Source organism: Catellatospora aurea (assembly GCF_042663325.1).
GTDB lineage: Bacteria > Actinomycetota > Actinomycetes > Mycobacteriales > Micromonosporaceae > Catellatospora > Catellatospora aurea.
Map to the genome: position 1 here is coordinate 67,966 of NZ_JBHTAC010000019.1, position 25,939 is coordinate 93,904.

Genomic DNA, 25,939 nt, shown 5'->3' on the forward strand with positions numbered 1-25,939 from the left:
CAGGCGGCATGCGCAGGCAGTGGGACGTGCTCGCGGTCATCTCCGCGGGTGGTGTGCTCGGCGCGCTGGCCCGCTACGCGGTGAGCCAGGTCCTGCCGCCCTCCCCCACCGGGTTCCCGTGGGGGATCTTCGGAGTCAACGTCACCGGCTGCCTGCTCATCGGGGTGCTCATGGCACTGGTCACGGACGTCTGGCCGGGGCGCCGGCTGTTGCGACCGTTCCTCGGCACCGGCGTGCTGGGCGGGTACACCACCTTTTCCACCTATACCGTCGACATCGTGCGGTTGGCGGACGCCGGAGCGGTCGCGGTCGCGGCGGTGTATCTGGTGAGCACGCTGCTGGTCGCGTTGCCGGCGGTGTACGGCGGGATGGTGGTGACCCGATGGCTGGTACGACGGTGAACGGTCTGCGCCTGACGATCCTGGTCGGCGAGGGCGACCGGTGGCGGCACCGCCCGATGTACACCGAGATCGTGCACCGAGCGCACGCGGCCGGGCTGGCGGGCGCGTCGGTGCTGCGGGGTGTCGAGGGCTTCGGCACGCACTCGCGTATCCACACCGACCGGTTGCTGTCGCTGGCCGAGGAACTGCCCATGATGGTCGTCATCGTCGACGCGGAGGAGCGCATCCGCGGCTTCCTGCCGCAGCTGGCCGAACTGAGCCTCGAAGGTCTGGTCATGCTGGACCCGGTCGAGGTGGTGCGGTGAACGAGTCTTGCGAGTGAACCAGGTGGGGTCTGCTGCGCCGGGACGACGAGCGGAGCGAGGAGAAACGGTGAGCGAGTCTCGCGAGCGAACCGGGTGGGTTCTGGTGCGCCGGGACGAGAAGCGGAGCGAGGGTAGACGGTGACCGTGCTGCTGGTGGCGCTCGGGGCGGCCGTGGGGGCGCCGTTGCGCTACCTGGTGGACCGGGCGGTGCAGGCGCGCCACGACGCGGTCTTTCCGTGGGGCACGCTGACCGTGAACGTGGTGGGTTCGCTGATTCTCGGCCTGCTGACCGGTGCGGCGCTGGCCGGGGCCGTGCCGGGCAGCGTGACGGCGCTGCTGGGCACGGGGCTGTGCGGCGCGCTGACGACCTATTCCACGTTCGGGTACGAGACGGTCAAGCTCGTCGAGACGGGCAGCTTCGGCCAGGCCTTCGCCAACGTCGCCGTCAGCGTGGCGGCCGGTCTCGCCGCCGCCACCGCCGGCTATGCCCTGACCGCCTGACGCCGCCCGGCGGGGTCAACCCGCATCTGGGTGATCATGAGGTTGTGCCCGTGACGCGCCGGCGAACCGTGCCATAAGTTCATGATCAACAGGGCGGAGGGGGAGGGACCAGAGGGCGAGGGCGGCGGGGTAGAGGAGGTAGCCGAAGCGGGTGGCGGGCATCAGGACGATGGCCGCGAGCAGGCCGGTGGCGGTGATGAGGGCCGCCGCGCCGGCGTCGCGGGGCGGGCGGCGCAGCAGCCACACGCCGGCGGCCAGGCCGGCGAGCGCGAGCAGGGCCAGCGCGACGAGCCGTCCACCGGGGACGTGCTGGGCGATCAGGTAGCCGAGCAGCGGTGATGCGGCAGGGCTGGTGACCAGGCCGTGGCCGGTCGGGAAGCGGATCACGTTCTCCACGAAGGCGGCCGGATCCACCAGCAGCGCCGGGGCCAGCGTGAGCAGGGGCAGGCCGGCCGCGCCCAGGGCGTAGCGGCCGCCCGATCCGCGGACGAGGGCGTACGCGCCGAGCACCAGCGCGACGGGCCAGGCGAGCAGTTTCATGGCCGCCGCCGCGCCGATCGCGACGCCCGCCCAGCCGAACCGGTCCCGGGCGGCGAGCGCGAACGCCAGCAGGCACAGCGCGAGCACCGGCAGGTCGTCGCCGCCGGTGGCCAGGGTCAGCGCGCACAGCGGCAGCACGGTCGCGGCCTGTACGGCGCGCACGAGCAGCGCGTCGCGGGTGGTGCTGCCGTCGCGCAGCAGCCGTGCCGCCAGTGCCACGACGAGCGCGGTGACCAGCGCGAACCAGATCCGCGCGTCGGTCCACCAGCTGTCGCCGAAGACCGCGCGGGGCAACCCGAACACAGCCATGCCCGGCTGGTAGGGCGTGTATCCGAGCAGCGGTTCGGGCAGCACGGCGATGCCGTCGCGGCCGAGGTAGGGCGTACCGGTGTCGAGCAGGCGCCGCGCCGACTCCTCGACGACAAGCACCTCCTCCTGCGCCCGCCCGCTCATCCCGCCCGCCCGCGCCACGGCCTGCGCGACGAGCGGCACCAGCGTCACCGCCACCCACGCCCCGACCGTCACCCAAGCCCGCGCGACCTCCCCGCTCCCCCACGCGGTCCCACCCCGGCCCGCGCCGGTCAAGATCGCCGGAGTTGCCTGGCACTCGTGCGTATCTTGGGCGCGCTTTGCCCCACCTGCCTGGCGAGTCGAGTGAACACGAGCGCGGCGGCGCAGGAGGAGCTGGACTAGGACGGCGAGGGTCGCGGCGGCGTAGCCCCAGCCGGCGACCGCGCCCCAGGCGCGGTGCGAGGTGAGCGTGGACCCGGCCGCGGTGGACCAGGCGAACAGTGCGGACAGGGCATACAGGCCCAGGTCGGCGGCGAGCCCACCAGCGGCGAGGTCGACCGATCGCCAGATCCGGCCCGGCGCGCTGCGGACACCGCGGTCCCCGGCCTCGCTGCTCACGCCGGGATCCCGGGATACGCGGCTCGGACAGGGGGCACCGGGCCGGTCATCCGCTCGTTCATGCGGAGGAGTCTGACACCTGTCAGCCGCCGTTGCTGCCGGTGGTGCCCGAAGCGCGGGGGGCGCGGCCTGGGCTGCGCTTGGCGGGCATGCGCACCACGGCGGCCGGGTCGTGCAGCGGCGGGGCCAGCCGGACGGGGCCGTCGTCCGCGGTGATCAGCGCGAGGACCTCTTCGATCGGCATCGGCTTGGCGAACAGGTGACCCTGGCCGGCGGTGCAGCCCAGGTCCCAGAGCATGTGCCGCTGGCTGTCGCGCTCCACGCCCTCGGCGACCACCAGCAGGTCGAGGTGGCGGCCCAGTTCCAGGTGGGAGCGGACCACGGCCGCGGCGCTGGGGGTGTTCTCCATCTGCGTCACGAACGAGCGGTCGATCTTCAGTTCCTTCGCGGGCACCCGGGACAGCACCGACAGCGAGGAGTATCCGGTGCCGAAGTCGTCCAGCGCGATCATGCAACCCAGCTCGGCCAGCTCGGCGAGCACCTTGTCCACGATGTCCAGCTGGCTGACGGTGTGCGACTCGGTCAGCTCCAGCACCAGCGCGTCGCCGGGCAGGCCGTGGTCGTCCAGCCGGCGGGTCACCAGCGCGGGCAGCCGGCGGTCGAGCAGGCTGCGCGGGGAGATGTTCACCGCGACCGGCCACCGGCAGCCCAGCTCGCGCCAGCGTGCCGCCCCGGCCAGCGCCTGGTCGAGCACGGCGTCGGTGAACGCGGTGAGCAGGCCGGACCGCTCGATGGAGCCGAGGAAGCTGCGCGGGTCGACCATGCCCTTGTCCGGGTGCTGCCAGCGGGCCAGCGCCTCGGCGCTGATCGGCTCGCCGCTGGCCAGGTCGACGATGGGCTGGAACTGGAGGATGAACTCCTTCTCGGCCACCGCCCGCGGCAGCATGCCGCCGACGACGAGCCGGGCCCGGTCGGCGGTGTCGTTGTCGGGGGCGTACGCGGCCACCGAGCGTCCGGTGCGCTTGGCCTGGTACATCGCGATGTCGGCCCGGCGCAGCAGCTCCACGAAGCCGCCCTCGCACGGCCCGGTGGCCACCCCGGCGCTGGCCGACACGACCAGCGGCATGCCGTCGACGTCGACCGGCTCATGCAGCGTGGAGAGCAGATGCTCGGCCTGGTAGAGGGCGAGTGCGGGGGCGGGCAGGTTGCGCAGCAGCACCGCGAACTCGTCCCCGCCGAGCCGGGTCACCAGCGCCTCGTCGCCCGCGGCCGCCGACAGCCGCTGCGCGACCGCGATCAGCACCTGGTCGCCCGCGCCGTGGCCGAGGGCGTCGTTGACGTCCTTGAAGTGGTTGAGGTCGAGCACCAGCAGCGCGGTGACACCGCGCCCGCCGCGCTTGCGGTCGAGGGCGTCCTCGGTGTCCAGCTGCAGCCGCCGCCGGTTGGCCAGGCCGGTGAGCAGGTCGTGGGTGGCCTCGTGCTGGTGCCGTCCGGCCAGGTCCTCCAGCTGGGCGTACGAGGTGGCGTTGCGGATCGCGGTGCACAGCGCGCCCGCGAACGCCCGCAACGTGAACTGCTCGCGTTCGGACAGCGCGACCGGCGACCGGAAGCAGAGCCGCAGTTCGCCGACCCGCTCGCCGTCGTTGTCCCCGACCAGCGGAACGATCGCGGTGGTCTGCGGATTCACGGCGGCCTGGTCAGGCGCGTCGTGGAACGTTATCTGGCTGTGCGTGCCCCGGACCAGCTGCTGCGCGCCTTCGAGGGACACCTCGACCTCGACCCGGTCGGCGGAGAACAGCCGGGCCCCGTTGTGGACCGCGGTGTGCAGCACGGTCTCCATCTGCACCACGTTCATGGCGTCGGTGGCCTCGGCGAGCTGCTGCCAGGCCAGGCGCTCGGCGCGGGCACGCAACTTGCCGCGGTAGGTCAGGTGCAGGCTCAGCACGATCGCCGGGATGGCGATCAGCAACTCCGCCTCCTCGGCCAGCACCGCCAAGGCCAGGACGGCGACCGCGAAACGCACGACCGCGGCGACGACTCGCAGGTCGAAGTGGGCGAGGAACCGGTCCCGGGCGCTGGTCTGGGTGGCCAGCGCGATCACGGGGGTGACCAGGAGCTCGTCAGCGAGGAAGGCCGTGCCGAAGGCGACGGCCAGCAGGCCGAGATCGGCCAGCGGATCGGTGCCGGACCCGTCGCCGAGTCCGAGGATCAGCACGGCGAGACCGCAGGTGATGGTCTGCTTGGCCACGGCGAACACGAACTTCATCGGTGCCATGCGGTTGACGGCCTTGGCGGCGACGGTGCCGGCCGCGGCGCACAGCACGGCCCAGGGTGCGGGCAACAGCACCGCCGCCACCAGCACGGCGGCGTCGGCCCAGTGCACGGCCTGATGGGTGGACCGGATGCGGATGAACACCTGGGTCAGCGAGGCGATGGCGACCAGGACCGTCAGCGCGAGAGTCCGCAGGATCAGATCGACGGTGACGGGGGCGAGGGCTGCGGCGACGACGGTGGACGCGAGCACGAGCCCGGCGGTAGACGCAACTAGACCGACGAGCAGTCGAAGCTGCCGGTCGGTCTGCTGCGGGGTCGTGCTCTGGTCGGTCACATCGGACCTCTTCCGTCTGGAGACAGATGGTCGTGAGTGCCGACAGCCTAAGCGATTTTCAGGACCAGTCGGTCGTGCGCATGTGTGCCTCCTTCAGAAACTGCCCCGCGCTTGCCAAGTTCTGATGCAGAGCGTAGTTTCTGCACGGCCTATTTCTGGCAGTGCATTCACATTTCAAATATCTATGGCGATTTATCACGATTTGTGGTGAGTCGCCTACGCATGGTGTTCGCTTCCAGTGTTCGCTCAGGAAGCAACTAGGCTCATGTCGTGACAGAAGGAACAGCTCCCTCCTCACCTCAGCTGACTCATGTGGACTCCCGCGGGGAGGCCCGGATGGTCGACGTCGCGGGCAAAGAGATCACGCTGCGTGTCGCCGTCGCGGCGGGTCGCGTCGTCACCACGCGTGACGTGCTCGATCTGCTGCGCGGGCGGGGCGTGCCGAAGGGCGACGCGCTCGGCGTGGCCCGGCTCGCCGGCATCATGGCCGCCAAGCGCACCCCTGATCTCATTCCGCTGTGCCATCCCATTGCCATCCACGGCGTCACCGTGGACCTCACCGTCACTGACGACGGTGTGGACATCCAGGCGACCGTCCGCACCGCTGACCGTACCGGTGTCGAGATGGAGGCTCTGACCAGCGTCGCGGCGGCCGGTCTCGCGCTCATCGACATGATCAAGGCGGTCGATCCCGCGGCGGCGATCGACGGCGTGCGGGTGCTGCGCAAGGAGGGCGGCAAGACCGGCCTCTGGGAGCGCGGAGCCATGCCGGCGGTTTCCCGGCCGGACCCCGGGCCAAACCTCGGTGCGCCGAAGGTACGGGTCATCGTCGCCTCGACCAGGGCGGCGACCGGGGTGTACGAGGACCGGGGCGGCCCGCTGCTCGCGGACGGCCTGCGCGCGTTCGGCTGCGAGGTGGCCGACGTGGTGGTCGTGCCCGACGGCGAGCCGGTGCGCCAGGCGCTGCGGGCGGCCCTGGCGCAGCGCCCCGACGCGATCGTGACCACGGGCGGCACCGGCATCAGCCCGACGGACCGCACCCCCGACATCACCCGTGAACTCGTCGACTACGAGGTCCCCGGCATCGCCGACGCGGTACGTGGCGGCGGAGCGACCCCGCTCGCGGCGCTCTCCCGCGGCGTCGCCGGGGTGTCCGGCCGGACCCTGGTGGTCAACCTGCCCGGCTCCACCGGCGGGGTCCGCGACGGGCTCGCCGTGCTGGCGCAGGTGCTCCCGCACGCTGTGGAACAGCTCCGCGGCGCGGACCATCCGGCCTCAACCGGCACCGGTACCCAGGTCTAGGGTCGAACCATGAGCGAGCGCGGTGGAGCGAATCGTGTGCTTCCGGTCGTGCTGACGACGCGCGGAGCGAGGAGGAAGCATGACCGCGCCTGAGGACTGGGTCTCGGCCCGCCGCGGTGTGCACGCCGCAGGCTGGCGGGCGCAGCTCGCCCCGGTCACCGTGCCCCTGGCCGAGGCCGACGGGCTGACCCTGGCCACCGCCCTGGCGCCACGCAGCGACCTGCCGGCGTTCCCCACGTCGAGCGTCGACGGCTGGGCGCTGCGCGGGCGGGGCCCGTGGCGGGTCACCGGCCGGGTGCTGGCGGGCAACGTGCCGGCGCCGCTGTCCGGTGACGGGGTCGCGGTCGAGATCGCCACCGGGGCCATGGTGCCGGAGGGGACCGAGGCCATCCTGCGGGTCGAGCACTCGACGCGCAGCGGCGACCTGGTCGACGGCACCCCGAAGGCCGAGCGGGAATGGCGGATGCCGGGCGAGGAGGCCCGCGCCGGCGAGCCGCTGCTGCCTGCGGGCACGCCGGTCACCCCGGCGGTGATCGGTCTGGCCGCCTCCTGCGGGCACGACACGCTGCCGGTGCGTCCCGCCCCGCGGGCCGCCATGCTGGTCTTCGGCGACGAGCTGCTCACCTCGGGACCGCCGGCCGACGGGCGCATCCGCGACGCGCTGGGCCCGGCCGTGCCGGCCTATCTGCGCCGGCTGGGCGTGGCCTGCGAGCCGCCGCCCGCACCGATCAAGGACACCCTCGACGCGCACGTCAACGCGCTGCGGGCGGCCCTGGAGAGCGGCGTCGACCTGGTCTGCACCACCGGCGGCACCATGCACGGCCCAGTCGACCACCTGCATCCGGCGCTGGCCGAGCTGGGCGCGTCGTACGTGGTGAACACGGTGGCGGTGCGCCCCGGCTTCCCGATGCTGATCGCCGCGGTGCCGCACGGCGGGCGCACCCGTTTCGTCGCCGGGCTGCCCGGCAACCCGCAGTCGGCCGTGGTGGCGCTGGTGTCCCTGGTGGTCCCGCTGCTGGCCGGGCTGGCCGGTCGGCCCGAGCCGGCGTTGCCGCAGGTCACCCTCGGCGAGCCGGTGCCGGGCCGCGGTGACTACACCCATCTGGCGCTGGTACGGATCGACCCGGTCGACGGCCTCGCCCGGCCGGTGTCCCACGTGGGCTCGGCGATGCTGCGGGGCCTGGCCGGCGCGCAGGGGTTCGCCGTGATCCCGCCCGGCGCCACCGGCCGCGCCGGCGACACCGTCGAACTGGTGGAGGTCCCGTGAACCGGGTCGTGCTGGCCGAGCTGACCACCGAGCCGCTGGACGTGGCGGCGCACGAGGCGGCCGTGGCCGACCCCCGGGCGGGGGCGGTGGTCAGCTTCGCGGGTGTGGTCCGCGACCACGACCACGGCCGGTCCGTGGCGACGCTGACCTACGAGTCGCACCCGAGCGCCGCCGACGTGCTCCGCGAGGTGGCCCAGGAGCTCGCCGACGACCCCGACGTCTACGCCGTGGCGGTGTCCCACCGGTACGGCCCGCTGAAGATCGGTGACGTCGCCCTCGCCTGCGCGGTCTCCACGGCGCACCGCGCGGCGGCCTTCACCGCCTGCGCCCGCCTGGTGGACCTGGTCAAGCAACGCCTGCCCATCTGGAAGCACCAGACCTTCACCGACGGCACCGACGAGTGGGTCAACTGCCCCTGACGCCGGGGTCTGCAAAAACAGGGAAACTGCTGCTTCCGTGAAGCTGGAAGCAGCAGTTTCCCTGAAACTGCGTCAGCGCTCGGCCGGCGCGCCCGCGGTGGCGGGCTCCTTGCGGGTCGGGACGACGGTGGCGGGGCGGGTGGCGGGCAGGCGCGGGCCGGTGGTGCCGCCGAACGCCGGTTCGGCGCCGGGGCGGGACGGCAGTGCCGCGACCAGTGCGATCAGCGCGATGGCGAGCGAGTTCTCGGCGAGCATGCCGAACAGGCCGTCGGCGTAGTGCGACACCGCTGGGAGCTGGTGCTCGTACGGCCAGATCGGCGAGATCAGGAACAGCAGGTAGAGCGCGATCGCCGCGCCCGCGTGCCGTGCGCCGACCAGCGCCGGGAACCAGATCGGCTCGCGCAGCCCCGGCGTGGACCGTCCCCGGGCCGCCAGCCCGCGGCTGGCCGCTCGGCGGCGCAGCGCCTGGTCGGCGAGTGCGACGACGGCCGGCACGACCCAGACCAGGTGGTGCGTCCAGGAGATCGGGCTGACCACGTTCGCGGTCAGGCCGACCAGGGTGAACGCGATCAGCTCGTCGCCCTCGGCGTGCGCCGCGGCGGCGCGGGTCAGCCCCACGGCGAGCAGCACCAGCGCGAACGCGATCCAGAGCACGCTGGGCGCGGTCGCGGTGTCGTACAGCCGCGACAGCAGGCCGGCCAGCGACTGGTTGGGGGTCATGTCGGCGACGCCGACCCGCTCCGTCTGGAAGATCACGTGTCCCCAGTACAGGGCGGACTCGTGCGGGACGATCACCCATGCGGCGGCGGTGGCGGCCAGGCCCGACAGCGTCGCCGTCAGCGCGGCCCGCCACTGCTTGCTGACGAGGAAGTACACGATGAACAGCGCGGGCGTCAGCTTGATCGCCATGGCGATGCCGATGCCGACGCCGGCCCAGCGCCAGCCCTTGCGCAGCGCCACCAGGTCCGCCATGATCACCGCGAACAGCAGCAGGTTCACCTGGCCGAAGCCGAGCGTCTCCCGCACCGGCTCGATCGCGGCGAACAGCGGCAGCGCGACGGCGACGGTCAGCCAGCGCGGCCAGCCGCACCGGTCGGCGACGGGGACCAGGAGCGCGGCGAGCACGACACCCAGCGCGACCAGGCCGAAGAACAGGTTGAACAGTCCCGCGGCGGCAGGTGTCAGCGCCGCCATGGGCAGCATCAGCAGTGCCGCGAACGGCGGGTAGGTGAACCCGAGCGTCGTGTCAGGTGCGATGAACTCGTACAGCTCTCCGCCGCCGCTCCACCACACCACCGCGCCGTGATAGATCTTCATGTCGAAGAAGTCGTACCACCGTCCGAAGTTCTGCTCCGTCACCCAGGCGGCGTAGCAGATGGCGGCGACGATGCCGACCCGGACGAGCGTGCGACGATCCCACTGGGGGGATCTCCAGTCACGGATGATTCGGGGGGTCCTGGTGAGGCGGGGCAGACTGCGCACGCCGCGTGCCGGCATGGCGTCGCCACCTCCTTTTAGGGGTCGGGTCTCGGTAGCCCGTTCGTGTCTGCTGAGCAGCCTAGAACGGCGCACCACTCCAGTACCTCCCGTGTTACCCGACCGTGTCCGATCCCACACGACTTTGCGACATTTCTAGCTGGTTAACGCAGCCTGCGAAGTTAAGGTGATTGGCGTCACACTGGTACCTCTGGCTGCGAAAACGCACGCTCTGTATGTCGCAACGGCACGGACCGGGGCGAAGAAACGCCGATGTCTGGCGGGCTCACCCTGCCCCTACCCGGGATCAGCCGAGATGTAACTGTGTCGACGCCTTCTCCTGTGCCTTGCGCAGCGACTTCTTCGCCGACTTCTGGGCGTCGTGCACGGCTTTCCGGCCTCGCCAGCCCAGGCTGGGCGAGCCGGCGGTGTCCACGGCGGCCAGTAGCAGCCCCGCCAGCAGTCCGAGATTCTTGGCGAAATGCACCATCTCGTTGTTGCGCTGCTCAGGGTTCTCGATGCGCCAGAACGGATGGCCGACCACCGTGGCGGGGATGAGGGTGCCCGCGAGCAGGGCCGCGGCGGGCCGGGGCGCGGTGCCGGTGGCCAGCATCGCACCGGCGACCACCTGGACGCCGGCGTTCATCCGGACCAGCGTCTTGGTCTCCGTGGGCAGCCGCGGGTCGACGGCTTCCAGCAGCGGCACGACCTGCTCCGCGAGGGGTTCCGCCTTGACGGCGTACCGGCCGGGTTTCAGCAGCGCCTGCGCGCCGGCCGCGATGAACAGCCCGCCGAGCAGGGCCCGAGCGACCCCTCGTACTGGTCTCATACCGCCATTATCAAGGACGTTCGCCCATGCACAGGACGAAATCCAAACCCTCCAGTTCGCTGTCGAAAAAGTAGTGGTAGCGGTAGTCCTTCACGCCGGCGCACTCGCCGGTGTCGCTGGTCGCGTCGAATCGCGCCAGCACCTCCAGCGCGCCCGGCGCGCATTCGGTCAGCACGAGTTCAGGTTCCTTCTCGGTGCCCTGGTTGGCCACGCAGTCACCCGGCTGGGCGAACCGCGCGGTGCGCGGTGGGCCGGAGGGGGTCGGGGTGGCGACGGGGATCGGCGGGGCGTCGGAGCCGAACGGGTTCGGCACGATTTTGAGGGCGACGAGCACGCCTACGAAGATCACCAGGGACGCTGCCAGCAGCGCGATGCCGATGACGGCGGGGCCCCGGCCGCCCATGCGTGGCCGGGGTGGGGCCTGCACGATCGGCAGCAGCTCGGTCGGCTGCGCCAAAGGCTCGGGCGGGAATCGGTCAGGGGTGTGCAAAGCATGGCTCCGCTGGGACGAGATCGGGGTCGTGCCAAGGTACCGTGCGCGACATGCCCCTCGATTCCTCCGTCACGATGTTGTCATTGGCCGCGGGTGCATTCTTCGGCGCGGTGACGCCACGGGTGGCCTACCGGTTGTCGGTGTCCTGGGGCGAACCCGCGCTGCCCGGCTGCGCGGGATGCGGGCAGGCGTTCGCCACCGGGCCGGCCGGGTGGTGGCGGTTCGCGGCGCGCTGCGCCTCCTGCGGGGTACGGCAGGGGCCGAGTCCCTGGTGGACCGTGCCGGTGGGGGCGCTGGCCGCCGGGGCGACCGGGGCGAGCCTCGCGGGCCACGGCTGGGCGCTGGCCGCCGGGCTGCTGCTGAGCGTCGCGGGGGTGCTGCTGGCGGCGATCGACCTGGCGGTGCAGCGGCTGCCCGATCCCATCGTGTGGCGGCTGGCGGTGGCCGTCGCGGTGCTGCTGGCGTTGGCGGCCGCGACCGGCGGCGGCTGGTCGGCGTACGGCCGTGCGCTGGCCGGTGGTGCGGCGCTGCTGGGCGCGTTCGGACTGCTGGCGCTGCTCACCGGCGGCCAGATCGGACTCGGCGACGCGAAGGTCGCGGGGGTGTCGGGACTGCTGCTCGGCTGGCTCGGCTGGGGCGCGGTGCTGTTCGGCGGCCTGCTGGCTCTGCTGCTGAACGGGGCCGTCGCCGTCGTGCTGCTGGCTCTGCGGCGGGTGACCTGGCGCGGTTCGCTGCCCATGGGCCCCGCGCTGCTGGGTGGCGTCCTGCTGGCCCTGGTCGCGGCCGGCGAACTGGCACAGGTGTCCTGAGCAGGACGAAGTCTCACCCGAACGGGCGATCCGGCCGACGATTGTCGGCAAGCCGACTGTGCCCGCCGGGCACGGGCGCATGCGGCCGGCGTCCCGGCCCGACGGTGCTGCAGCCCGTCCGTTTAGCGACTTTTAGAAGACCTATGACATAGGCCGATCATGCGACGTCTGTCGTGCGGGGGTTGTCGCTGTCCGGCGGATGCCGATTTCACGATCACGTTGGGTGTTCGACTGATCGCCATCGGGGGGCACCTCGATCGCGACGTGACGCTGACATGACATAGGAGTGACGGGCTGTAGCTCACTGGGCAGGCTCCCAGGAGTCGGCCGCTCGGTCGGCAGTTGTCGTGGACCGGCCGCCTGGCGCGGATCGGCCGTTGCTGGGGGTGCACTCGCACATGCTCAAGCTCATCACCAAGACCCAGGCCGCCTGGGCGAACCGTGACCGTGGCGCCACCGCCGTCGAGTACGGACTGATCGTGGCCCTGATCGCGGCCATCATCGTCGGCATCGTCACGACTCTCGGCACCGACATCCGGGCCGCCTTCACGACCGTCGTCAACGCCATCTAGGTCCGCGCAGTGGCAGGGCCGGCGCGACGCGGGCCCTGCCCCCACGTTCCGTGAAGAGGTGCGAGGCAGCCATGACAAGGCGCGACCGGGGCGCGGCGGCGGTGGAGATGGCTCTCATGCTGCCCCTCCTGCTGCTGCTCGTGTTCGGCATCATCGACTTCGGGCGGATGCTGAACACCCAGATCAGGGTGACCGAGGCGGCCAGGGAAGGCGCACGGGCGGTCACCATCACGAACGCCAACTCCGCCGCGGCCCCCCGGGTCAGCGCGGTGCTCGGGTCCACCCCGGTCGCGGTGACCGTCACGAACCCGTGCGGCAGCGCCGGCTCCACCGCCGACGCCCGCGTCCGGGTGGAGCACACGTTCACCTTCGTCACCCCGATCTCGGGCCTGGCCGCGCTCTTCGGCGGTTCCGGCTACGGAACGGTGCGGCTGGACGCGACGGGAGTCATGCCATGTCGCTCCTGAGCCGGCGCGACCGGGGCGCGGCCACCACCATCGTCACCATCCTGCTGGCCGGCGGCGTGCTGCTCGGCATGACCGCGCTGGTCGTGGACGTCGGACGCCTCTATGTCGAGCGCGAGGACCTGCAGTCCGGCGCGGACGCCGGGGCCATGGCGGTCGCCCTCGACTGCGCCCGCCGCAACGACCCGGCCCGTGACGCCGAATGCCGGGCCGCGGCCGGCACCACGTCGACGTACACGAACAGCAACGCCGCCGACGGGGTGAGCGGCTACCGCTATGTCTGCGGCTCGGACCCCCGCCTGCCCACCTGCACCGGCGCCGGGCAGGGCAACCTCACCGACTGCCTCGGCCAGCGCCCGACGGACGTCTCCTGGGTGGAGGTGCGCACCCGCACCGAGGTGCCGGGCGGCAGCCTCATCCTGCCGCCGGTGTTCGCCCAGTCGCTGGCCGGCGGATACAACGGCACCACCGTCGAGGCGTGCGCCCGGGTGGGCTGGGGCCCGCCCGCGGGCGGTTTCGCGCTGACCTTCTCGCTGTGCGAGTACCAGGACGCGGTCGGCGCGGGCGACTTCGTCACCGGGGTGCCCACGGCCGGCGACGAGCGGGTGCTGCACGTGCACGGACATCCGGACGCCAACCCGTGCAACTCAGGCCCGTCCGGATCCAACCTGCCCGGCGGGTTCGGCTGGACGGACCACAACTCGTCCTGCCTGACCACGATCACCGGCGGCACGTACGGGTCGGACCCGGGCAACGGCACGCCCAACGACTGCAAGGACGACCTCACCGCGCTGATCGACGAGCGCCGCCCGGTCGGCATCCCGATCTTCGAGTACGTCACGAACAACGGCAACAACGGCGTCTACACCCTTCGCGGGTTCGCCGCCTTCGTGGTCACCGGCTACCGGCTGTCCGGCATGAGCCCACGCGACCGCGAGTCCTGGCTCAGCGGCGGCAGCCCGTGCCGCGGCAACGACGACTGCGTCTACGGCTACTTCACGAACGCGGTCGTCGAGTGGACCGGCTCGTTCGGCACCTCCTCCAGTCTCGGCGCGACGGTCGTCAAGACCATCGGCTGACCCCGTACCCCTAAGGAAGTTTCATGACCCGGCGCATTCTCGGCGTGGTGCTCGCGATCGTCCTGGCGGTGCTCGGCACCGCGGCGGTGCTCCTCTACGTCAGCAAGGCCCGCGACTCGGTGGCCGCGGGGCAGAAGGCGGTGACCGTCGTCGTGGCGGCGCAGCGCATCCCGGCCGGCACCAGCGGCGCCTCGGTGAAGGCGCGCGGGCTGACCGAGGAGGTCGTGATGCCCGCCGGCGCGCTGCCGCCGGACGCGCTCACCGCGCTGCCCGGCGAGCTGGACGAGCTGGTGCTGACGCATGACGTGCAGCCGCGCCAGTTGCTGCTCAGGGGCATGTTCGGGGCTGCGACGAAGCTGTCGGGCGGCGTCGCGGTGCCCGAGAAGATGATGGCGGTCAGCCTCAAGATGGCGGTCGAGGAGGAGGTCGGCGGGTTCGTCCGGCCGGGCTCGCAGATCGCGGTGTTCGCCACGTACACGCTGGTCGACGAGGCGTACAAGAAGATCACCGGGGAGAACAACAAGGGCACCAAGCTGCTGCTGCCCCGGGTCGAGGTGCTGGCCGTCGGCGCGTACGGCGAGGACGGGGTGACCTCTGCCCAGCGTGAAGAGGTCGCGGTGACCGAGGACGGCAAGGTGACCCTGCTGGTCACGGTCGCGGTCACCCAGGAGCAGGCGGAGCAGCTGGTGCACTCGGTGCGTATCGCCCAGATCTACCTCGCGCTGCTGACCGACACCTCGGAGACCCGCGTCAAGCCCGGCGTCGCGGTCGACAACCGCACCGTGGGCCGCTGAGGACGATCCGATGACGATCATCTACGAGTTCGATGCGCGCTTCGCCCATCACCTGGCCACGCTGCTGGGCGACGCCGTGGTGGTGGATTCGGCGCCGGCGCTGGTGGAGCAGGTGAACACCGACCGGGACGAGCACCTGGTGCTGTTCGGGCCGAGCGTGCCGCTGGCCGACGCGGTGGCGTTCGCCGGGCAGTGCCGGCTGCGCCGCCCGGAACTCGGGGTGGTTCTGCTCCGCCCGGAACTCGGGGTCGACGTGCTGGCCGACGCTCTGAAAGCGGGGATTCGCGAAGTGGTAGATCCGGCGAATCACGCGGCCGTGCTGGCCGCGAGCGCCCGCTCCCGCGACCTGTCGCGGCAGCTCGCCGGGGCCGGCCGGGCCAGCGGGCGGGCCGCGGTGCCCGGTCCGCCCGCCCGGCCGCAGCCGGGTGTCCCGGACGAGCCGGCCGACGGCCAGGTGATCACGGTGTTCGCGGCCAAGGGCGGGTGCGGCAAGAGCACGATCGCCACCAACCTGGCCGTCACGCTGGCCCAGGGCACGAAGGCGACGGGCCATCGCCGGGTCTGCCTGCTCGACCTTGACCTGGCCTTCGGCGACGTGGCCATCATGATGCAGCTGTCGCCGCAGCGGACCATCGCCGACGCCATCCCGGTCGCGGACCGGATCGACGAGACGGGGCTGCGCACGATGCTGACCCGGTACGAGTCCGGCGGCGCGGCGGTGGACGTGCTGCTGGCCCCGGTCCAGCCGGCCATCGCCGAGGAGATCACCCGCGACCTCGTCACCGAAGTGGTGCACCTGGCCCGGTCCATGTACGACTTCGTGGTCATCGACACCGCGAGCGCCTTCACCGAGCAGATGCTGGCGGCGCTGGACGCCACCCACCACTACGTGCTGGTCGGCACGCCGGAGCTGCCGTCGCTGAAGAACCTGCGGGTCACCCTCGACATGTTCGACCTGCTCGACTACCGGCGCGAGGCCCGGATCGTGGTGCTGAACCGGGCCGACTCCAAGGTCGGCATCACGATGACCGAGGTCGAGAAGGTGATCCGGGTGCCCATCAGCGGGTTCATCCCGAGCAGCCGGGACGTGCCGGTGTCGGCCAACCGCGGCGTGCCCCTGGCCGCCGGCCAGCCGCAGCACCCGGTCAGCAGCGCCATCCGGGAATTGGCGGTCAAACGGTTCCTCGGCGCGCCCGCACCCGCCAAGCGCGGCATGTTCACCCGGAAGAAGGGCTGATCCCGATGTCCCTGCAGGACCGACTCGGCGTGCGCAGCGCCCCCGCCCCTGCCGCACCCGGCGTGCTCAGCGAACGCATCAGCAGCGTCAACGAGGCCTCCGGCGCGGTCGGCGGCCACGCCGTGCCCGTGTCGTCGGTGCCGGTCAGCGCGGTGCAGTTCGGCCGGCGCAACACCAGGCGGGCGTACGACCCGCTGGCGGCCGTGCGCAAGCGCGCCCACCAGGCACTGCTGGACCTGCTCGGGCCCCAGCTCTACGACACCGTCGCCGACGACGCCGAGCTGGAGCGCCGGGTGCGCGACGCGCTGCCCGAGGTGCTGGCCCGCGAGGAGGCCAACCTCACCGCGGGCGACCGCGCCACGGCGTACCGGCAGATCCTCGACGAGATCCTGGGCCACGGCCCGATCGAGCCGCTGCTGCGCGACCCGGAGATCACCGAGATCATGGTGAACGCCTGGGACCGCATCTTCGTCGAGCGCTTCGGGCACATCCACGCGGTCGACGCCGCGTTCATGGACGAGACCCACCTGCGCCGGGTGATCGACAAGATCGTGTCGCGGATCGGCCGCCGCGTCGACGAGTCCTCGCCGATGGTCGACGCCCGGCTGCCCGACGGCAGCCGGGTCAACGCGGTCGTGCCGCCGATCGCGCTGGACGGGGCCGCGCTCACGGTGCGCAAGTTCGCCGCGGACCCGTTCACCGTCGAGGACCTGGTCCGCTTCGGCACCATGCCGGAGCGGGTCGCCGAGCTGCTGCGCGCCTGCGTGCAGGGCCGGCTCGACATCCTGATCTCGGGCGGCACCGGCACCGGCAAGACGACGCTGCTCAACGTGGTGTCGTCGTTCCTGCCGCCCGACGAGCGCATCATCACCATCGAGGACTCCGCCGAGCTGCGCTTGCTCCAGGACCACGTGCTGCGGTTGGAGTACCGCCCGCCGAACGTCGAGGGCCGCGGCGAGGTGACCATCCGCGACCTCGTCCGCAACGCGCTGCGTATGCGCCCGGACCGCATCGTCGTCGGTGAGGTCCGCGACGGCGCGGCGCTGGACATGCTCCAGGCGATGAACACCGGCCACGACGGTTCGCTGACCACGGTGCACGCCAACACCCCGCGCGACTCGCTGGCCCGCCTGGAGACGATGGTGCTGATGGCGGGCATGGACCTGCCGGTGCGCGCGATCCGGGAGCAGGTCGCCAGCGCCGTGGACGTGGTGGTGCAGCTCGCCCGCCTTCGGGACGGCACCCGCCGGATCACCCACATCACCGAGGTCACCGGCATGGAGGGCGACGTCATCACGCTGCAGGATCTGTTCGTCTTCGACCACCGCGCCGGGCAGGACCAGTACGGCCGCCACCAGGGCGCGCTGGTCAGCACCGGGCTGCGGCCGCGCTTCGTCGACCACCTTGCCGACCACGGGATCATCGTCGGGCCCGAGCTGTTCGGCAGGGGCCAGTGAAGCGCCCGGCGGGAGCCGCCGCGCGCCTCGGCGCGATTCTGCTCGTGGCCGCCGCGGCACCGATCGTCGCCGCCGCTCCGGCTCACGCTGCCGCGCCGGCCTTCGCGGGGGTGCCGACCCGCACCGCCGGCGTGCCGCGGGCAGTTGTGGCCGAGCCGGGGATCAGCGTCTCCGGCCTGCGGCAGGAGGCCGGGCTGGTCGAGTTCTACCTCTCCGCGACCGACCTGCCCGCAGGCGCGGCGCTGGACCAGGTGGCCGTCGCCGTCGGCGATCGGGCGCTGCCGGTGAGCAGTGCGCAGATCAGCGCCGCGCAGGGCGAGACGACCGCGCCGCGCCGAGCGGTCGTGCTGGTGCTCGACACCTCCGGGTCGATGGTCGGCGCGCCGATCGACGCCGCCCGGGAAGCGGCTCGCGGCTACGTGCGGGCGCTGCCCTCGGACGTCGAGATAGGCCTGGTCACCGCCGGTGCGCCGGCGGCTGTGGTGCTCGCCCCCACCCGAGACCGCGCCGTTGCCGAGAAGGCCGTCGACAAGCTCGCCGCCAAGGGCGAGACAGCGCTGTACGACGGGGTGCGCGCCGCCGCGGGACTGGTCGGCAAGGGTGTGTGGGGCCAGCGCCGGATCATCGCGCTGTCCGACGGTGCGGACACGGCGTCGACGGCCACGCTGGCCGTGGCCCGGAAGGCGACCGCCGCGATCCCGGTCGACACGATCGCCTTCAAGACGCCCGCCGCCACGGCGGGCATCCTGGCCGGCCTGTCCAGGGACACCGGTGGCGTCGCCTTCACGGTGGCCGACCCGGCGGCGCTGGGCGACGCGTTCGCCGAAGCGTCCGGCTCCTTCGCCGTGCAGCTGCTGGTTCGGGTCACCGTGCCGGCGGACCTGGCCGGGCAGGAAGTCCGGCTCGTGGTGAGCGCGGCCGGGGCGCGCACGGAGGTGCCGGTCTCGCTGGCCGTGGACACCGGGGCGACGGTCCCGCTGGTCGGCGTGGAGTCGCCCGGCCCGGGGCCGACCTGGCTGCTCGTGCTCGGCGGGCTGGTCTTCGCCGCGTTGCTCGGCGCGTTCCTGCTGGTGGTCTCCCCGATGCTGGCCGCGGCCGAGCGGCGCCGCCGCCTCACCCAGGTGGACCAGTTCGTCGCCGCGCCCCGCAGGGTCGTCGCGCAGGGTGAGTCCGGCCAGGTCGCCGCAGCTGCGCTCGCGCTGTCGGAGCAGGTGGTGAAGTCTGCCAACGCCGAGGGCCGCCTGGCGACGCAGCTCGACCGGGCCGGCATGCGGTTGCGCCCGCACGAGTGGCTGCTGCTGCGGGCCCTGGTGTGCCTGATCACCGGCCTGCTGCTGGCCATGTCGGTCGGCCTGGGCGCCGGGGTGGTGCTCGGTCCGCCGGTGGGCTGGGTGCTCACCTCGCTCTACCACCGCAACCGCGCGGCCAAGCGGGTCACCGCCTTCCGTGAGCTGCTGCCGGACGCGCTCCAGCTGATCGTCGGCTCGCTGCGCTCCGGGTTCTCGCTCGCGCAGGCCGTGGACGCGATGGCTCGGGAGCTGCCCGATCCGATCGCGGCCGAGTTCGGCCGCGCGCTGGGCGAGACCCGGCTGGGCGTCGACATCGAGGACGCGCTGGACCGGGTCGCCACCCGGATGCGCAGCAAGGACCTGGCCTGGGCGGTCGTCGCGATCCGGGTGCAGCGCGACGTCGGCGGCAACCTGGCCGAGGTGCTGACCACCACGATCGAGACCATGCGCGAGCGCGAGACGCTGCACCGCGAGGTCAGCTCGCTGTCGGCGGAGGGCCGGATCAGCGCCTGGATCCTGCTGGCGCTGCCGATCTGCATCGGCGGCTTCATGTTCCTCACCCGCGCCGAGTACATCCGCCCGCTCTACACCCACCCGGTGGGCATCGTGATGAGCGTGCTCGGTGTGCTGCTGGTGATCGGCGGCGCGGCCTGGCTGTTCAAGATGATCAAGATCGAGGTGTGACCGTGTCCGGACAGCTCATCCTCATCATCGGGGCGGGCGCGGTCTTCGCCGCGATCGCGCTCGCCGTGCTCACCGTGGCGTCGGCCAGCGTCAGCCGGTCCGGGGTGGCCAGGGCGCTGGAGACGATCGACACCGTGTACGCCCCCGGCAGCGCGTCGGCCGCCGAGGAGCGACTCGGCGACCGGCTGCGCCCGGCGGTGGCCCAGGTCTCCGCGCTCGGCCGGCTGCTCACTCCCAAGGGAGCCGCGGCACGCCTGCAGCGCCGGCTCGACCACGCGGGCAACCCGGTGGCCTGGCCACCGGAGCGGGTCGTCGAGATGCAGGGCCTCGGCCTGGTGGTCGTCGCCTTCCTCGGCGGCGTGTTCGGGTTCGCGTTCGGCTTCGGACCCGGCGGACTGATCCTGTCGGTGCTCGCCGGTGGCGCGCTGGGTTTCTGGGCACCGTTCCTGGTGGTCTACGACCTGGGCGTACGCCGCCAGCAGCAGATCCGCCGCCAGCTGCCCGACGCGCTGGACCTGCTGACCCTCTCGGTGGAGGCGGGGCTCGGCTTCGACGCGGCCCTCGCGCAGGTCGCGGCGGCGATGCCCGGTGCGCTGGCCCGGGAGTTCGCCCGCATGCTGCACGAGATGCAGATGGGCCAGCGGCGGGTGGAGGCCCTGCGCGCGCTGGCCGCTCGCACCACGGTGCCCGAGCTGAAGACCATCACCATGGCCCTGGTGCAGGCCGGTGAGCTGGGCATCCCGATCGCCGGAGTGCTGCGCGAGCAGGCCCGGCAGATGCGGGTCAAGCGCCGCCAGCGCGCCGAGGAGGCAGCCCGCAAGCTGCCCGTGAAGGTGATCTTCCCGCTGGTGCTGTGCCTGTTCCCAGCGCTGTTCATCGTCGTCATCGGCCCCGGCATCATCAACGTCATGGAAGCCTTCGGCGGCCGCTGACGCGCCGGCCGCGTAAGCCGCCGCGGCGCGCGGCGCACCCCATGATCGTCGGACTTGCCGGGCACCTGTGCGTATCTTGAACCCGCATATGCCCACCTGCCTGGCAAGTCTGACGATCTTGACTACGCGGCGGGCGGGCGCACTTGAACCCGCTTACGCCCACCTGCCTGGCAAGTCTGACGATCTCGACTACGCGGCGGGCGGGCGAATTCGTCAGATGAGGTACAGGCGGGCCGCGGCTTGGAGGGCCTGGGTGCGGTTGTGCACGCCCAGCTTGTCGTAGAGGCGGGCCACGTAGGTGCGCACCGTCGACTCGGTCAGCCGCATGCGCACCGCGATCGCGGCCAGGCTGCCGCCCGTGTTCAGTTGCTGCAGGATCTGCTCCTCGCGCGGGCTCAACGCGGTGGACCGGGTCCGGCGGCGGGCCATCGCCTCGGCGAGGTTCGGCGCGGTGAACGAGGCCGGGGCCACCGCCGCATGCCGCACCGCCGACATCAGCAGCTCCACCGGCGCGGAGCGCGGCAGGTACGCCGACAGCCCGGCCTGCAGCGCCTGCAGCAGCAGCCCGTCCTCGGCCGGGCCGGTGAGCACCAGCCCGAGCGTCGGCCGTGCGGCGCGCAGCTCGGCGGCCAGCTGCAGCCCGCCCTGGCCGGGGATGGCCGCGTCGATGGTGACGACGTGCGGGTCGAGGTCGCCGATCAGCTCGCGGGTCTCCTCGCCCGTGGCGGCCTGGCCGACCAGGTCGATGTCGGGATGGGTCGAACAGGCGAAGCTGTACCCCAGCCGCACGAGCGTGACGGGGTCAACCGTGATCAGCTTCACTGACAAGGGGGGCTCCTCGTGACGCTGCGGACACTTCCGTCCTACTGAGCGCCGTCGGGCCCGCCGGTGTCACTGTCACGTCACCGGAGTCATTCGTTCGGGTGTCACGGTTCGTCAGATAAGGCGAAGCTGCTGGTCACGAGGCCGCCGCGGAGTGAGGTCGCCGAGCTGCTCCAGCAGGCCCGCGTCGACCGCCTGCAGGAACGGCGTCGGCCGGCAGTCCCGCTCGCTGCCGTAGCGGACCCGCCGCGCGGCGTGGCTCAGGTAGAGCCGCCGCTGCGCGCGGGTCAGCCCCACGAAGAACAGGCGGCGCTCCTCGGCGACCTCCGCCTCGGTCGGCGCGGAGCCGGGGAAGCGCAGCGGCAGCAGCCCGTCCTCGCAGCCGGCCAGGAACACGACCGGGAACTCCAGGCCCTTGGCCGCGTGCAGGGTGAGCAGGGTGACCGCCTCGGCGCGCGGGTCCAGGGCGTCGACCTCGGCGCCGGTGGCCACCTCGCCCAGGAAACGCTGCAGATCCTGACCGCAGCGCAGGGCCAGCGGGGTGAGCAGGTCCACGGCCGCCCACACCTCGTCCGGCTCGGGCGAGCCGCCGCCCAGCGCGGGCCGCTCGATGAGCACCTTCGCGGTCAGCTTCAGGCGCGCGGCGACCGAGCCGGTCAGGCCGGTGGCCAGGCGCAGCTCGGCCAGCAGGGTGGTCACCCCGGCCCGGCTGCGCAGCCGGTCGTGCGAGCGCTTCTGCACCGGCACGCCCGCCCGGGACAGCGCGTCCACGATCACGGCGGCCTGCGCGTCGGTGCGGTACAGCACCGCGATGTCGTTGAACGACACCGTCGTGCCGGTCACCCCGCGTACGTCGGCCTTCGTCCGGTGGGACACGCCACCGACCAGCTCGTCGACCTTGCGGGCGATGAAGGCGGCCTCGTCGGCGGGGCTGCTCGCGGCGTACTGCCCGATCAGGGCCGCCTCCGGGTCGACCTTCGCCGGGTCCAGGCGGCGGCCCGGCACCAGCGAGCTCGGCGCGATCGCCTGCACCGCGGCGGCGAGGATCGGCGCCGACGAACGGTAGTTGCGGGTCAGCCGCACCACCCGGGCGTCCACGAAGTCGCGCGAGAACTGCAGGAAGAACGATACGTCCGCCCCGCGGAACGAGTAGATCGCCTGGTCGGGGTCGCCGATCGCGCACAGGTTGCCGTCGCTGGGCACCAGCAGGCGCAGCAGCGCGTACTGATCCGGGTCGACGTCCTGGTACTCGTCGACGAACACCCACGGCCAGCGCGAACGCAGCTTGTCCTGCACCGACGGCTGCGCCTTGAGCAGCGTCACCAGGCGCGGGATCAGCTCGTCGAGGGTGACGCCCTCACCGTCCGGCTCGTCCACGACGACCAGGTCGGGCTCGTGCTCGCGCAGCACCGACAGGGCCAGCGAGTGGAACGTCGACACGGTCACGTCCTCGGCGACCGGGCCGAGCAGCCCGCCCAGCCGGTGCCGCAGCTCCTCGGCGGCCCGCCGGGTGAACGTGATGGCCAGGCAGTCCTCGGGGTAGACGTTCATCTCCGCGCACAGGTACGCCAGCCGGTGGGTCAGCGTGCGGGTCTTGCCCGTGCCCGGACCGGCGACGATCAGCAGCGGCCCGCCCGGGGCGGACGCGGCGACGCGCTGCATCGCGTCGAGGCGGTCCAGCAGCCCGGTGCCGACCTCCTCCATCCCGGCCAGCATCGGCTCGAACGGCTCGTGCGGCGACGGCTCCGGCGGCAGCGGCGGCGCGGAGACGGGCTTGCTGCGGCGTACCGCCGGCTTGCTCGCGGCCTGCTTCGGCGCACGGGCCTTGCGCGGCGCGGGCGCGATCGGGGCGACCGGCAGGTCGAACAGGGTGTCGGCGGTGTCCTGCGGGCGCAGCTCACCGGGCTCGAAGAGCCGGATCACGCCGTACTCCCCGTCGTAGCCGGGCACCCGGTGCACCTGACCGGCGCGCAGCCGCCGCAGCGCCTCGCCGAGCAGCTCGCCACCGGCCGCGGTGACCTCGTCCAGCGGGGCCTCCATCAGGATGGACAGCTCCGAGCCCAGCGCCGCGACCAGCGCGTTGACCCGGCCCTCGACGGTGCGGGTCTTCGGGCCGACGCCCTCCAGCTCGCCGACGATCTCCGGGAGCTGCACCAGGTGGGTGACCGGGCGCGCGTTCGGCGCGGGCGTGCCCTCCGGCCGGTCGGCCAGCGCCTCGACCCGGGCCAGCACACCGATGGTCAGCGGCCGCTCGCACACCGGGCAGATGCCGTTCGTCGCCCGGGACTCTGCCGGCGTCCAGTTGATGCCGCAGTCGCGGTGCCCGTCCCCGTGATACTTGCCCTCCTCCGGGAAGAACTCGATCGTCCCGGCCATACCGGGCGCACCGGCCAGCGCGGCCTTCAGCGCGTAGTAGTCCAGCGCGCAGGCGAACCGGGTCGCCTCCCGGGCCAGCGCCTGCGGCGAGTGGGCGTCGGAGTTCGAGACCAGGGTGTACCGGTCCAGGCTGGACACCCGGTGGTTCATCGCCGGGTCACTGGACAGGCCGGTCTCCACCGCGGTGATGTGCTCGGCGAGGTCGGCGTAGCAGTCGGCGATCGCGTCGAAGCCCGACTTGCTGCCCAGCGCGGAGAACCACGGCGTCCAGATGTGCGCGGGCACCAGGTAGGCGTCCGGGCTCGCCTCCAGGGTGATCTCCAGCAGGTCGCGGGAGTCCAGGCCCAGGATCGGGCGGCCGTCGCTGGCCAGGTTGCCGACCCGGCCGAGCCGGTCGCGGAAGCGCTGCGCGGATTCGAGGTCGGGCAGGTAGATGAGGTGGTGCACCTTGCGGGTGCGGTCGCCCCGCTTGTAGATCGTGGAGATCTCGGAGCTGAGCATGAACCGGGCGGGCTCTCCCGCGGCCAGCCGGGCGGGCAGCCGCTGCGACACGTCGCGCTCGGCCTCGGGCGAGAGCCGGAACAGGCCGGGCTCCGCCTCGCGCAGCGAGTCGCGCAGGTGCTCGTACCAGGCGGGGTGGGTGACGTCGCCGGTGCCCAGCAGGGCCACGCCCTTGCGCCGTGCCCACCAGGCCAGCGTGGGCAGGTCGAGGTCCTTGCTGCACGCACGCGAGTACCGCGAGTGGATATGCAGATCAGCAGTCCAGACGGGGGGCACGCAGCATCCTGACATGCCCGGCCCGTCCGGTGGCACCCGCCACGCGCGTCAGTGAGAGTTGTTACCTACATCGCGCGCAGTTCTACCAATGTGATATCCGGGGGTGCGCCGACCCGCACCGGCGGGCCCCAGAACCCGGCGCCGTTGGTCACGTACACCTGGGTGCCGTCGACCTCGCCAAGTCCGGAGATGACCGGCTGCTGCAGGGCCGCGATCAGGTTGAACGGCACCATCTGGCCGCCGTGGGTGTGCCCGGACAGTTGCAGGTCCACGCCGTGCTTCGCGGCCTCGAAGGCCTGGATCGGCTGGTGGGCGAGCAGCACCACGGGCTTGCTCGGGTCCCGGTCGCCCAGCGCCTTGCCGAAGTCCGGCCCGCCCTCGCCGAGGTCGCCGCCGCTGACGTCGTTCACGCCGGCCAGGGTCAGCCCGCGGATCTCCAGACGTTCGTTCTGCAGCGGCCGTATGCCCAGGCGCTCGACCTCGACCAGCCACTCCTCGGCGCCGGAGAAGTACTCGTGGTTGCCGGTGACGAAGTAGGCCCCGTCCCGGGAGCGCAGCTCGGCCAGCGGCGCGGCCTCCTCGCCCAGCTCGGCGACGGTGCCGTCGACCATGTCACCGGCGACGGCGATCAGGTCGGCGTTCATGCCGTTGATCGAGCGCACGATGCGCCGGCTGTGCTCGACGCCGGTCAGCGGGCCGAGATGGATGTCACTGACCAGGGCGATCTTGTAACCGTCCATGCTGCGGGGGAGCTTCGCCAGGGGGATCTGCACCCGCTTGAGCACGGGGTCGCCGAGCGCGGTCTTCACGCCGTACGCGGTGATGCCGGTGGCGGTCAGCCCCGCGAAGATCGCGGCACTCCGTGCGATCAGCAGCCGCCGACTCGGATCGGCCGGCCCGTCTGGTGCGGGCGCGGACGGCAGGCCGGGCTCGGCGGGCGCGGTCTCCGCCGGCATGGGCTCCGCACCCGCGGTCACGCCGACGGCAACGGGTGCGGTGGCCGGGTCGGCGACCGGCGCGGTGGCGCGGCGGGCCCAGGTGCGGTTGGCGATCACGCGGGGGATCTCCAGCACCAGCAGCGTGACCAGCAGGTAGAACAGGACGGCGAGCCACATGTAGCCGACCATGGGGATGACCCAGGACGCCTTCGCGCCGATCACCCGCGGCACGATGAACGCCGCGAGCAGCGCCACCGCCAACGCGATGATCGCGACAGCGCCGATCCGGCGGCCGCGCCTGGTCGTGGTGGTGTCCTTGACCAGGCGCTTGTACAGGTACCAGTGGATCGGGCCGACCACGACCAGCACCATGCTGAAGAACATCAGCGCTTGCAGCACCACGGGGGTTTTCCTCTCACCCGCCGGCGAAGGGCGGGAGCACGTCCACGGTCGCGCCGGACGGCAGGGGCGCGCGGCGGTCGTGCCACGCTAGCCCGTCAACCAGAAAGCTGGCTGAAAGCAGCACCCGGCTCAGGGCGTCCCCGTGGGCCGCGCCCAGCTCCTTGATCAGCTGGGTCAGGTCCTGCCCGGCGGGTAGTTGCTCCTCGGTGACCCCGGCGGCGGCGCGGGCTCCGGCGAAGTAGCGGATCGTCAGCACT

The 25,939-nt window shown here is 72.5% G+C and carries 24 protein-coding genes; 15 read left to right on the forward strand and 9 right to left on the reverse strand.

The features are described 5' to 3' along the window. The first annotated feature begins 8 nt into the window (after window positions 1-8). From crcB (ACFQO7_RS19895) to crcB (ACFQO7_RS19905), 3 genes are all read left to right on the forward strand, one after another. The gene (gene crcB / locus ACFQO7_RS19895; RefSeq protein ID WP_376807735.1) at window positions 9-401 is read left to right on the forward strand and encodes a fluoride efflux transporter CrcB; all 393 of its coding nucleotides are present in this window, start codon (window positions 9-11) and stop codon (window positions 399-401) included. Beyond that, a complete protein-coding gene (locus ACFQO7_RS19900; RefSeq protein WP_376807736.1) occupies window positions 383-706 on the forward strand; it encodes a DUF190 domain-containing protein in 324 nt (107 codons plus the stop codon). The genes crcB (ACFQO7_RS19895) and ACFQO7_RS19900 overlap by 19 nt, the downstream gene beginning before the upstream one ends. 138 nt (window positions 707-844) lie before the next feature. Further along, complete coding sequence (crcB, locus tag ACFQO7_RS19905) at window positions 845-1,207, forward strand: fluoride efflux transporter CrcB (protein ID WP_376807737.1); 363 nt, start codon at window positions 845-847, stop codon at window positions 1,205-1,207. Window positions 1,208-1,222: 15 nt separating this feature from the next. Here the strand turns inward: crcB (ACFQO7_RS19905) and ACFQO7_RS19910 are convergent, their stop codons facing one another. After that, entirely contained in the window at window positions 1,223-2,656 is a 1,434-nt protein-coding gene (locus ACFQO7_RS19910) for a glycosyltransferase 87 family protein (RefSeq protein WP_376807738.1), read from the reverse strand. 82 nt (window positions 2,657-2,738) lie between these two features. Continuing rightward, entirely contained in the window at window positions 2,739-5,264 is a 2,526-nt protein-coding gene (locus tag ACFQO7_RS19915) for a putative bifunctional diguanylate cyclase/phosphodiesterase (RefSeq protein ID WP_376807739.1), read from the reverse strand. A gap of 303 nt (window positions 5,265-5,567) precedes the next feature. On the opposite strand from ACFQO7_RS19915, the gene moaCB reads away from it, so the two are divergent. The 3 genes from moaCB (at window position 5,568) to ACFQO7_RS19930 (ending at window position 8,252) form a co-directional block, all read left to right on the forward strand. Then, a complete protein-coding gene (gene moaCB / locus ACFQO7_RS19920; protein ID WP_376807791.1) occupies window positions 5,568-6,566 on the forward strand; it encodes a bifunctional molybdenum cofactor biosynthesis protein MoaC/MoaB in 999 nt (332 codons plus the stop codon). A gap of 79 nt (window positions 6,567-6,645) precedes the next feature. Next, window positions 6,646-7,833 carry a molybdopterin molybdotransferase MoeA gene (locus ACFQO7_RS19925; RefSeq protein ID WP_376807740.1) on the forward strand — a complete coding sequence of 396 codons (1,188 nt, stop codon included), beginning with the start codon at window positions 6,646-6,648 and terminating at the stop codon, window positions 7,831-7,833. Continuing rightward, window positions 7,830-8,252, forward strand: a complete 423-nt coding sequence (locus ACFQO7_RS19930; RefSeq protein ID WP_376807741.1) for a molybdenum cofactor biosynthesis protein MoaE — start codon at window positions 7,830-7,832, stop codon at window positions 8,250-8,252. The genes ACFQO7_RS19925 and ACFQO7_RS19930 overlap by 4 nt, the downstream gene beginning before the upstream one ends. A 72-nt stretch (window positions 8,253-8,324) precedes the next feature. Here the strand turns inward: ACFQO7_RS19930 and ACFQO7_RS19935 are convergent, their stop codons facing one another. The 3 genes from ACFQO7_RS19935 to ACFQO7_RS19945 form a co-directional block, all read right to left on the reverse strand. Continuing rightward, window positions 8,325-9,749 carry a glycosyltransferase 87 family protein gene (locus tag ACFQO7_RS19935; RefSeq protein WP_376807742.1) on the reverse strand — a complete coding sequence of 475 codons (1,425 nt, stop codon included), beginning with the start codon at window positions 9,747-9,749 and terminating at the stop codon, window positions 8,325-8,327. Between the two features lie 286 nt (window positions 9,750-10,035). Beyond that, the gene (locus ACFQO7_RS19940) at window positions 10,036-10,557 is read right to left on the reverse strand and encodes a DoxX family membrane protein (protein ID WP_376807743.1); all 522 of its coding nucleotides are present in this window, start codon (window positions 10,555-10,557) and stop codon (window positions 10,036-10,038) included. A gap of 10 nt (window positions 10,558-10,567) precedes the next feature. Next, entirely contained in the window at window positions 10,568-11,047 is a 480-nt protein-coding gene (locus tag ACFQO7_RS19945; RefSeq protein WP_376807744.1) for an LppU/SCO3897 family protein, read from the reverse strand. A gap of 53 nt (window positions 11,048-11,100) precedes the next feature. Here ACFQO7_RS19945 and ACFQO7_RS19950 point away from each other — a divergent pair, with 53 nt between their 5' ends. From ACFQO7_RS19950 to ACFQO7_RS19990, 9 genes are all read left to right on the forward strand, one after another. Beyond that, complete coding sequence (locus tag ACFQO7_RS19950; RefSeq protein ID WP_376807745.1) at window positions 11,101-11,859, forward strand: prepilin peptidase; 759 nt, start codon at window positions 11,101-11,103, stop codon at window positions 11,857-11,859. A 398-nt stretch (window positions 11,860-12,257) separates the two neighbouring features. Next, window positions 12,258-12,431 carry a Flp family type IVb pilin gene (locus ACFQO7_RS19955; protein ID WP_361049429.1) on the forward strand — a complete coding sequence of 58 codons (174 nt, stop codon included), beginning with the start codon at window positions 12,258-12,260 and terminating at the stop codon, window positions 12,429-12,431. Window positions 12,432-12,502: 71 nt separating this feature from the next. Beyond that, window positions 12,503-12,898, forward strand: coding sequence for a TadE/TadG family type IV pilus assembly protein (locus ACFQO7_RS19960; protein ID WP_361049430.1), 396 nt, complete (start codon window positions 12,503-12,505; stop codon window positions 12,896-12,898). Beyond that, the gene (locus ACFQO7_RS19965; RefSeq protein ID WP_376807746.1) at window positions 12,886-13,974 is read left to right on the forward strand and encodes a pilus assembly protein TadG-related protein; all 1,089 of its coding nucleotides are present in this window, start codon (window positions 12,886-12,888) and stop codon (window positions 13,972-13,974) included. Before ACFQO7_RS19960 ends, ACFQO7_RS19965 begins: the two co-directional genes overlap by 13 nt. A 23-nt stretch (window positions 13,975-13,997) precedes the next feature. Beyond that, window positions 13,998-14,768, forward strand: coding sequence for a Flp pilus assembly protein CpaB (cpaB, locus tag ACFQO7_RS19970; protein ID WP_361049434.1), 771 nt, complete (start codon window positions 13,998-14,000; stop codon window positions 14,766-14,768). 10 nt (window positions 14,769-14,778) lie between these two features. Then, entirely contained in the window at window positions 14,779-16,005 is a 1,227-nt protein-coding gene (locus tag ACFQO7_RS19975) for an AAA family ATPase (protein WP_376807747.1), read from the forward strand. 5 nt (window positions 16,006-16,010) lie between these two features. Next, window positions 16,011-17,462: a CpaF family protein gene (locus ACFQO7_RS19980; RefSeq protein ID WP_376807748.1), complete on the forward strand. Its 1,452-nt coding sequence runs from the start codon at window positions 16,011-16,013 to the stop codon at window positions 17,460-17,462. After that, window positions 17,459-19,435 (forward strand): type II secretion system F family protein, encoded by a 1,977-nt coding sequence (locus ACFQO7_RS19985; RefSeq protein WP_376807749.1) that lies wholly within the window; start codon window positions 17,459-17,461, stop codon window positions 19,433-19,435. Before ACFQO7_RS19980 ends, ACFQO7_RS19985 begins: the two co-directional genes overlap by 4 nt. Window positions 19,436-19,437: 2 nt before the next feature. After that, complete coding sequence (locus tag ACFQO7_RS19990) at window positions 19,438-20,367, forward strand: type II secretion system F family protein (RefSeq protein ID WP_376807750.1); 930 nt, start codon at window positions 19,438-19,440, stop codon at window positions 20,365-20,367. 213 nt (window positions 20,368-20,580) lie between these two features. On the opposite strand, the gene ACFQO7_RS19995 is transcribed toward ACFQO7_RS19990, so the two are convergent. The 4 genes from ACFQO7_RS19995 to ACFQO7_RS20010 form a co-directional block, all read right to left on the reverse strand. Then, on the reverse strand, window positions 20,581-21,189 hold the full coding sequence (locus ACFQO7_RS19995; RefSeq protein WP_239168017.1) for a response regulator transcription factor: 609 nt from the start codon (window positions 21,187-21,189) through the stop codon (window positions 20,581-20,583). 114 nt (window positions 21,190-21,303) lie between these two features. Beyond that, a complete protein-coding gene (locus ACFQO7_RS20000) occupies window positions 21,304-24,342 on the reverse strand; it encodes a UvrD-helicase domain-containing protein (protein WP_376807751.1) in 3,039 nt (1,012 codons plus the stop codon). 65 nt (window positions 24,343-24,407) lie between these two features. After that, window positions 24,408-25,664, reverse strand: a complete 1,257-nt coding sequence (locus ACFQO7_RS20005; protein ID WP_376807792.1) for a metallophosphoesterase — start codon at window positions 25,662-25,664, stop codon at window positions 24,408-24,410. Window positions 25,665-25,695: 31 nt separating this feature from the next. Beyond that, entirely contained in the window at window positions 25,696-25,938 is a 243-nt protein-coding gene (locus ACFQO7_RS20010) for a MoaD/ThiS family protein (protein ID WP_376807752.1), read from the reverse strand. Window position 25,939: the final 1 nt, after the last annotated feature.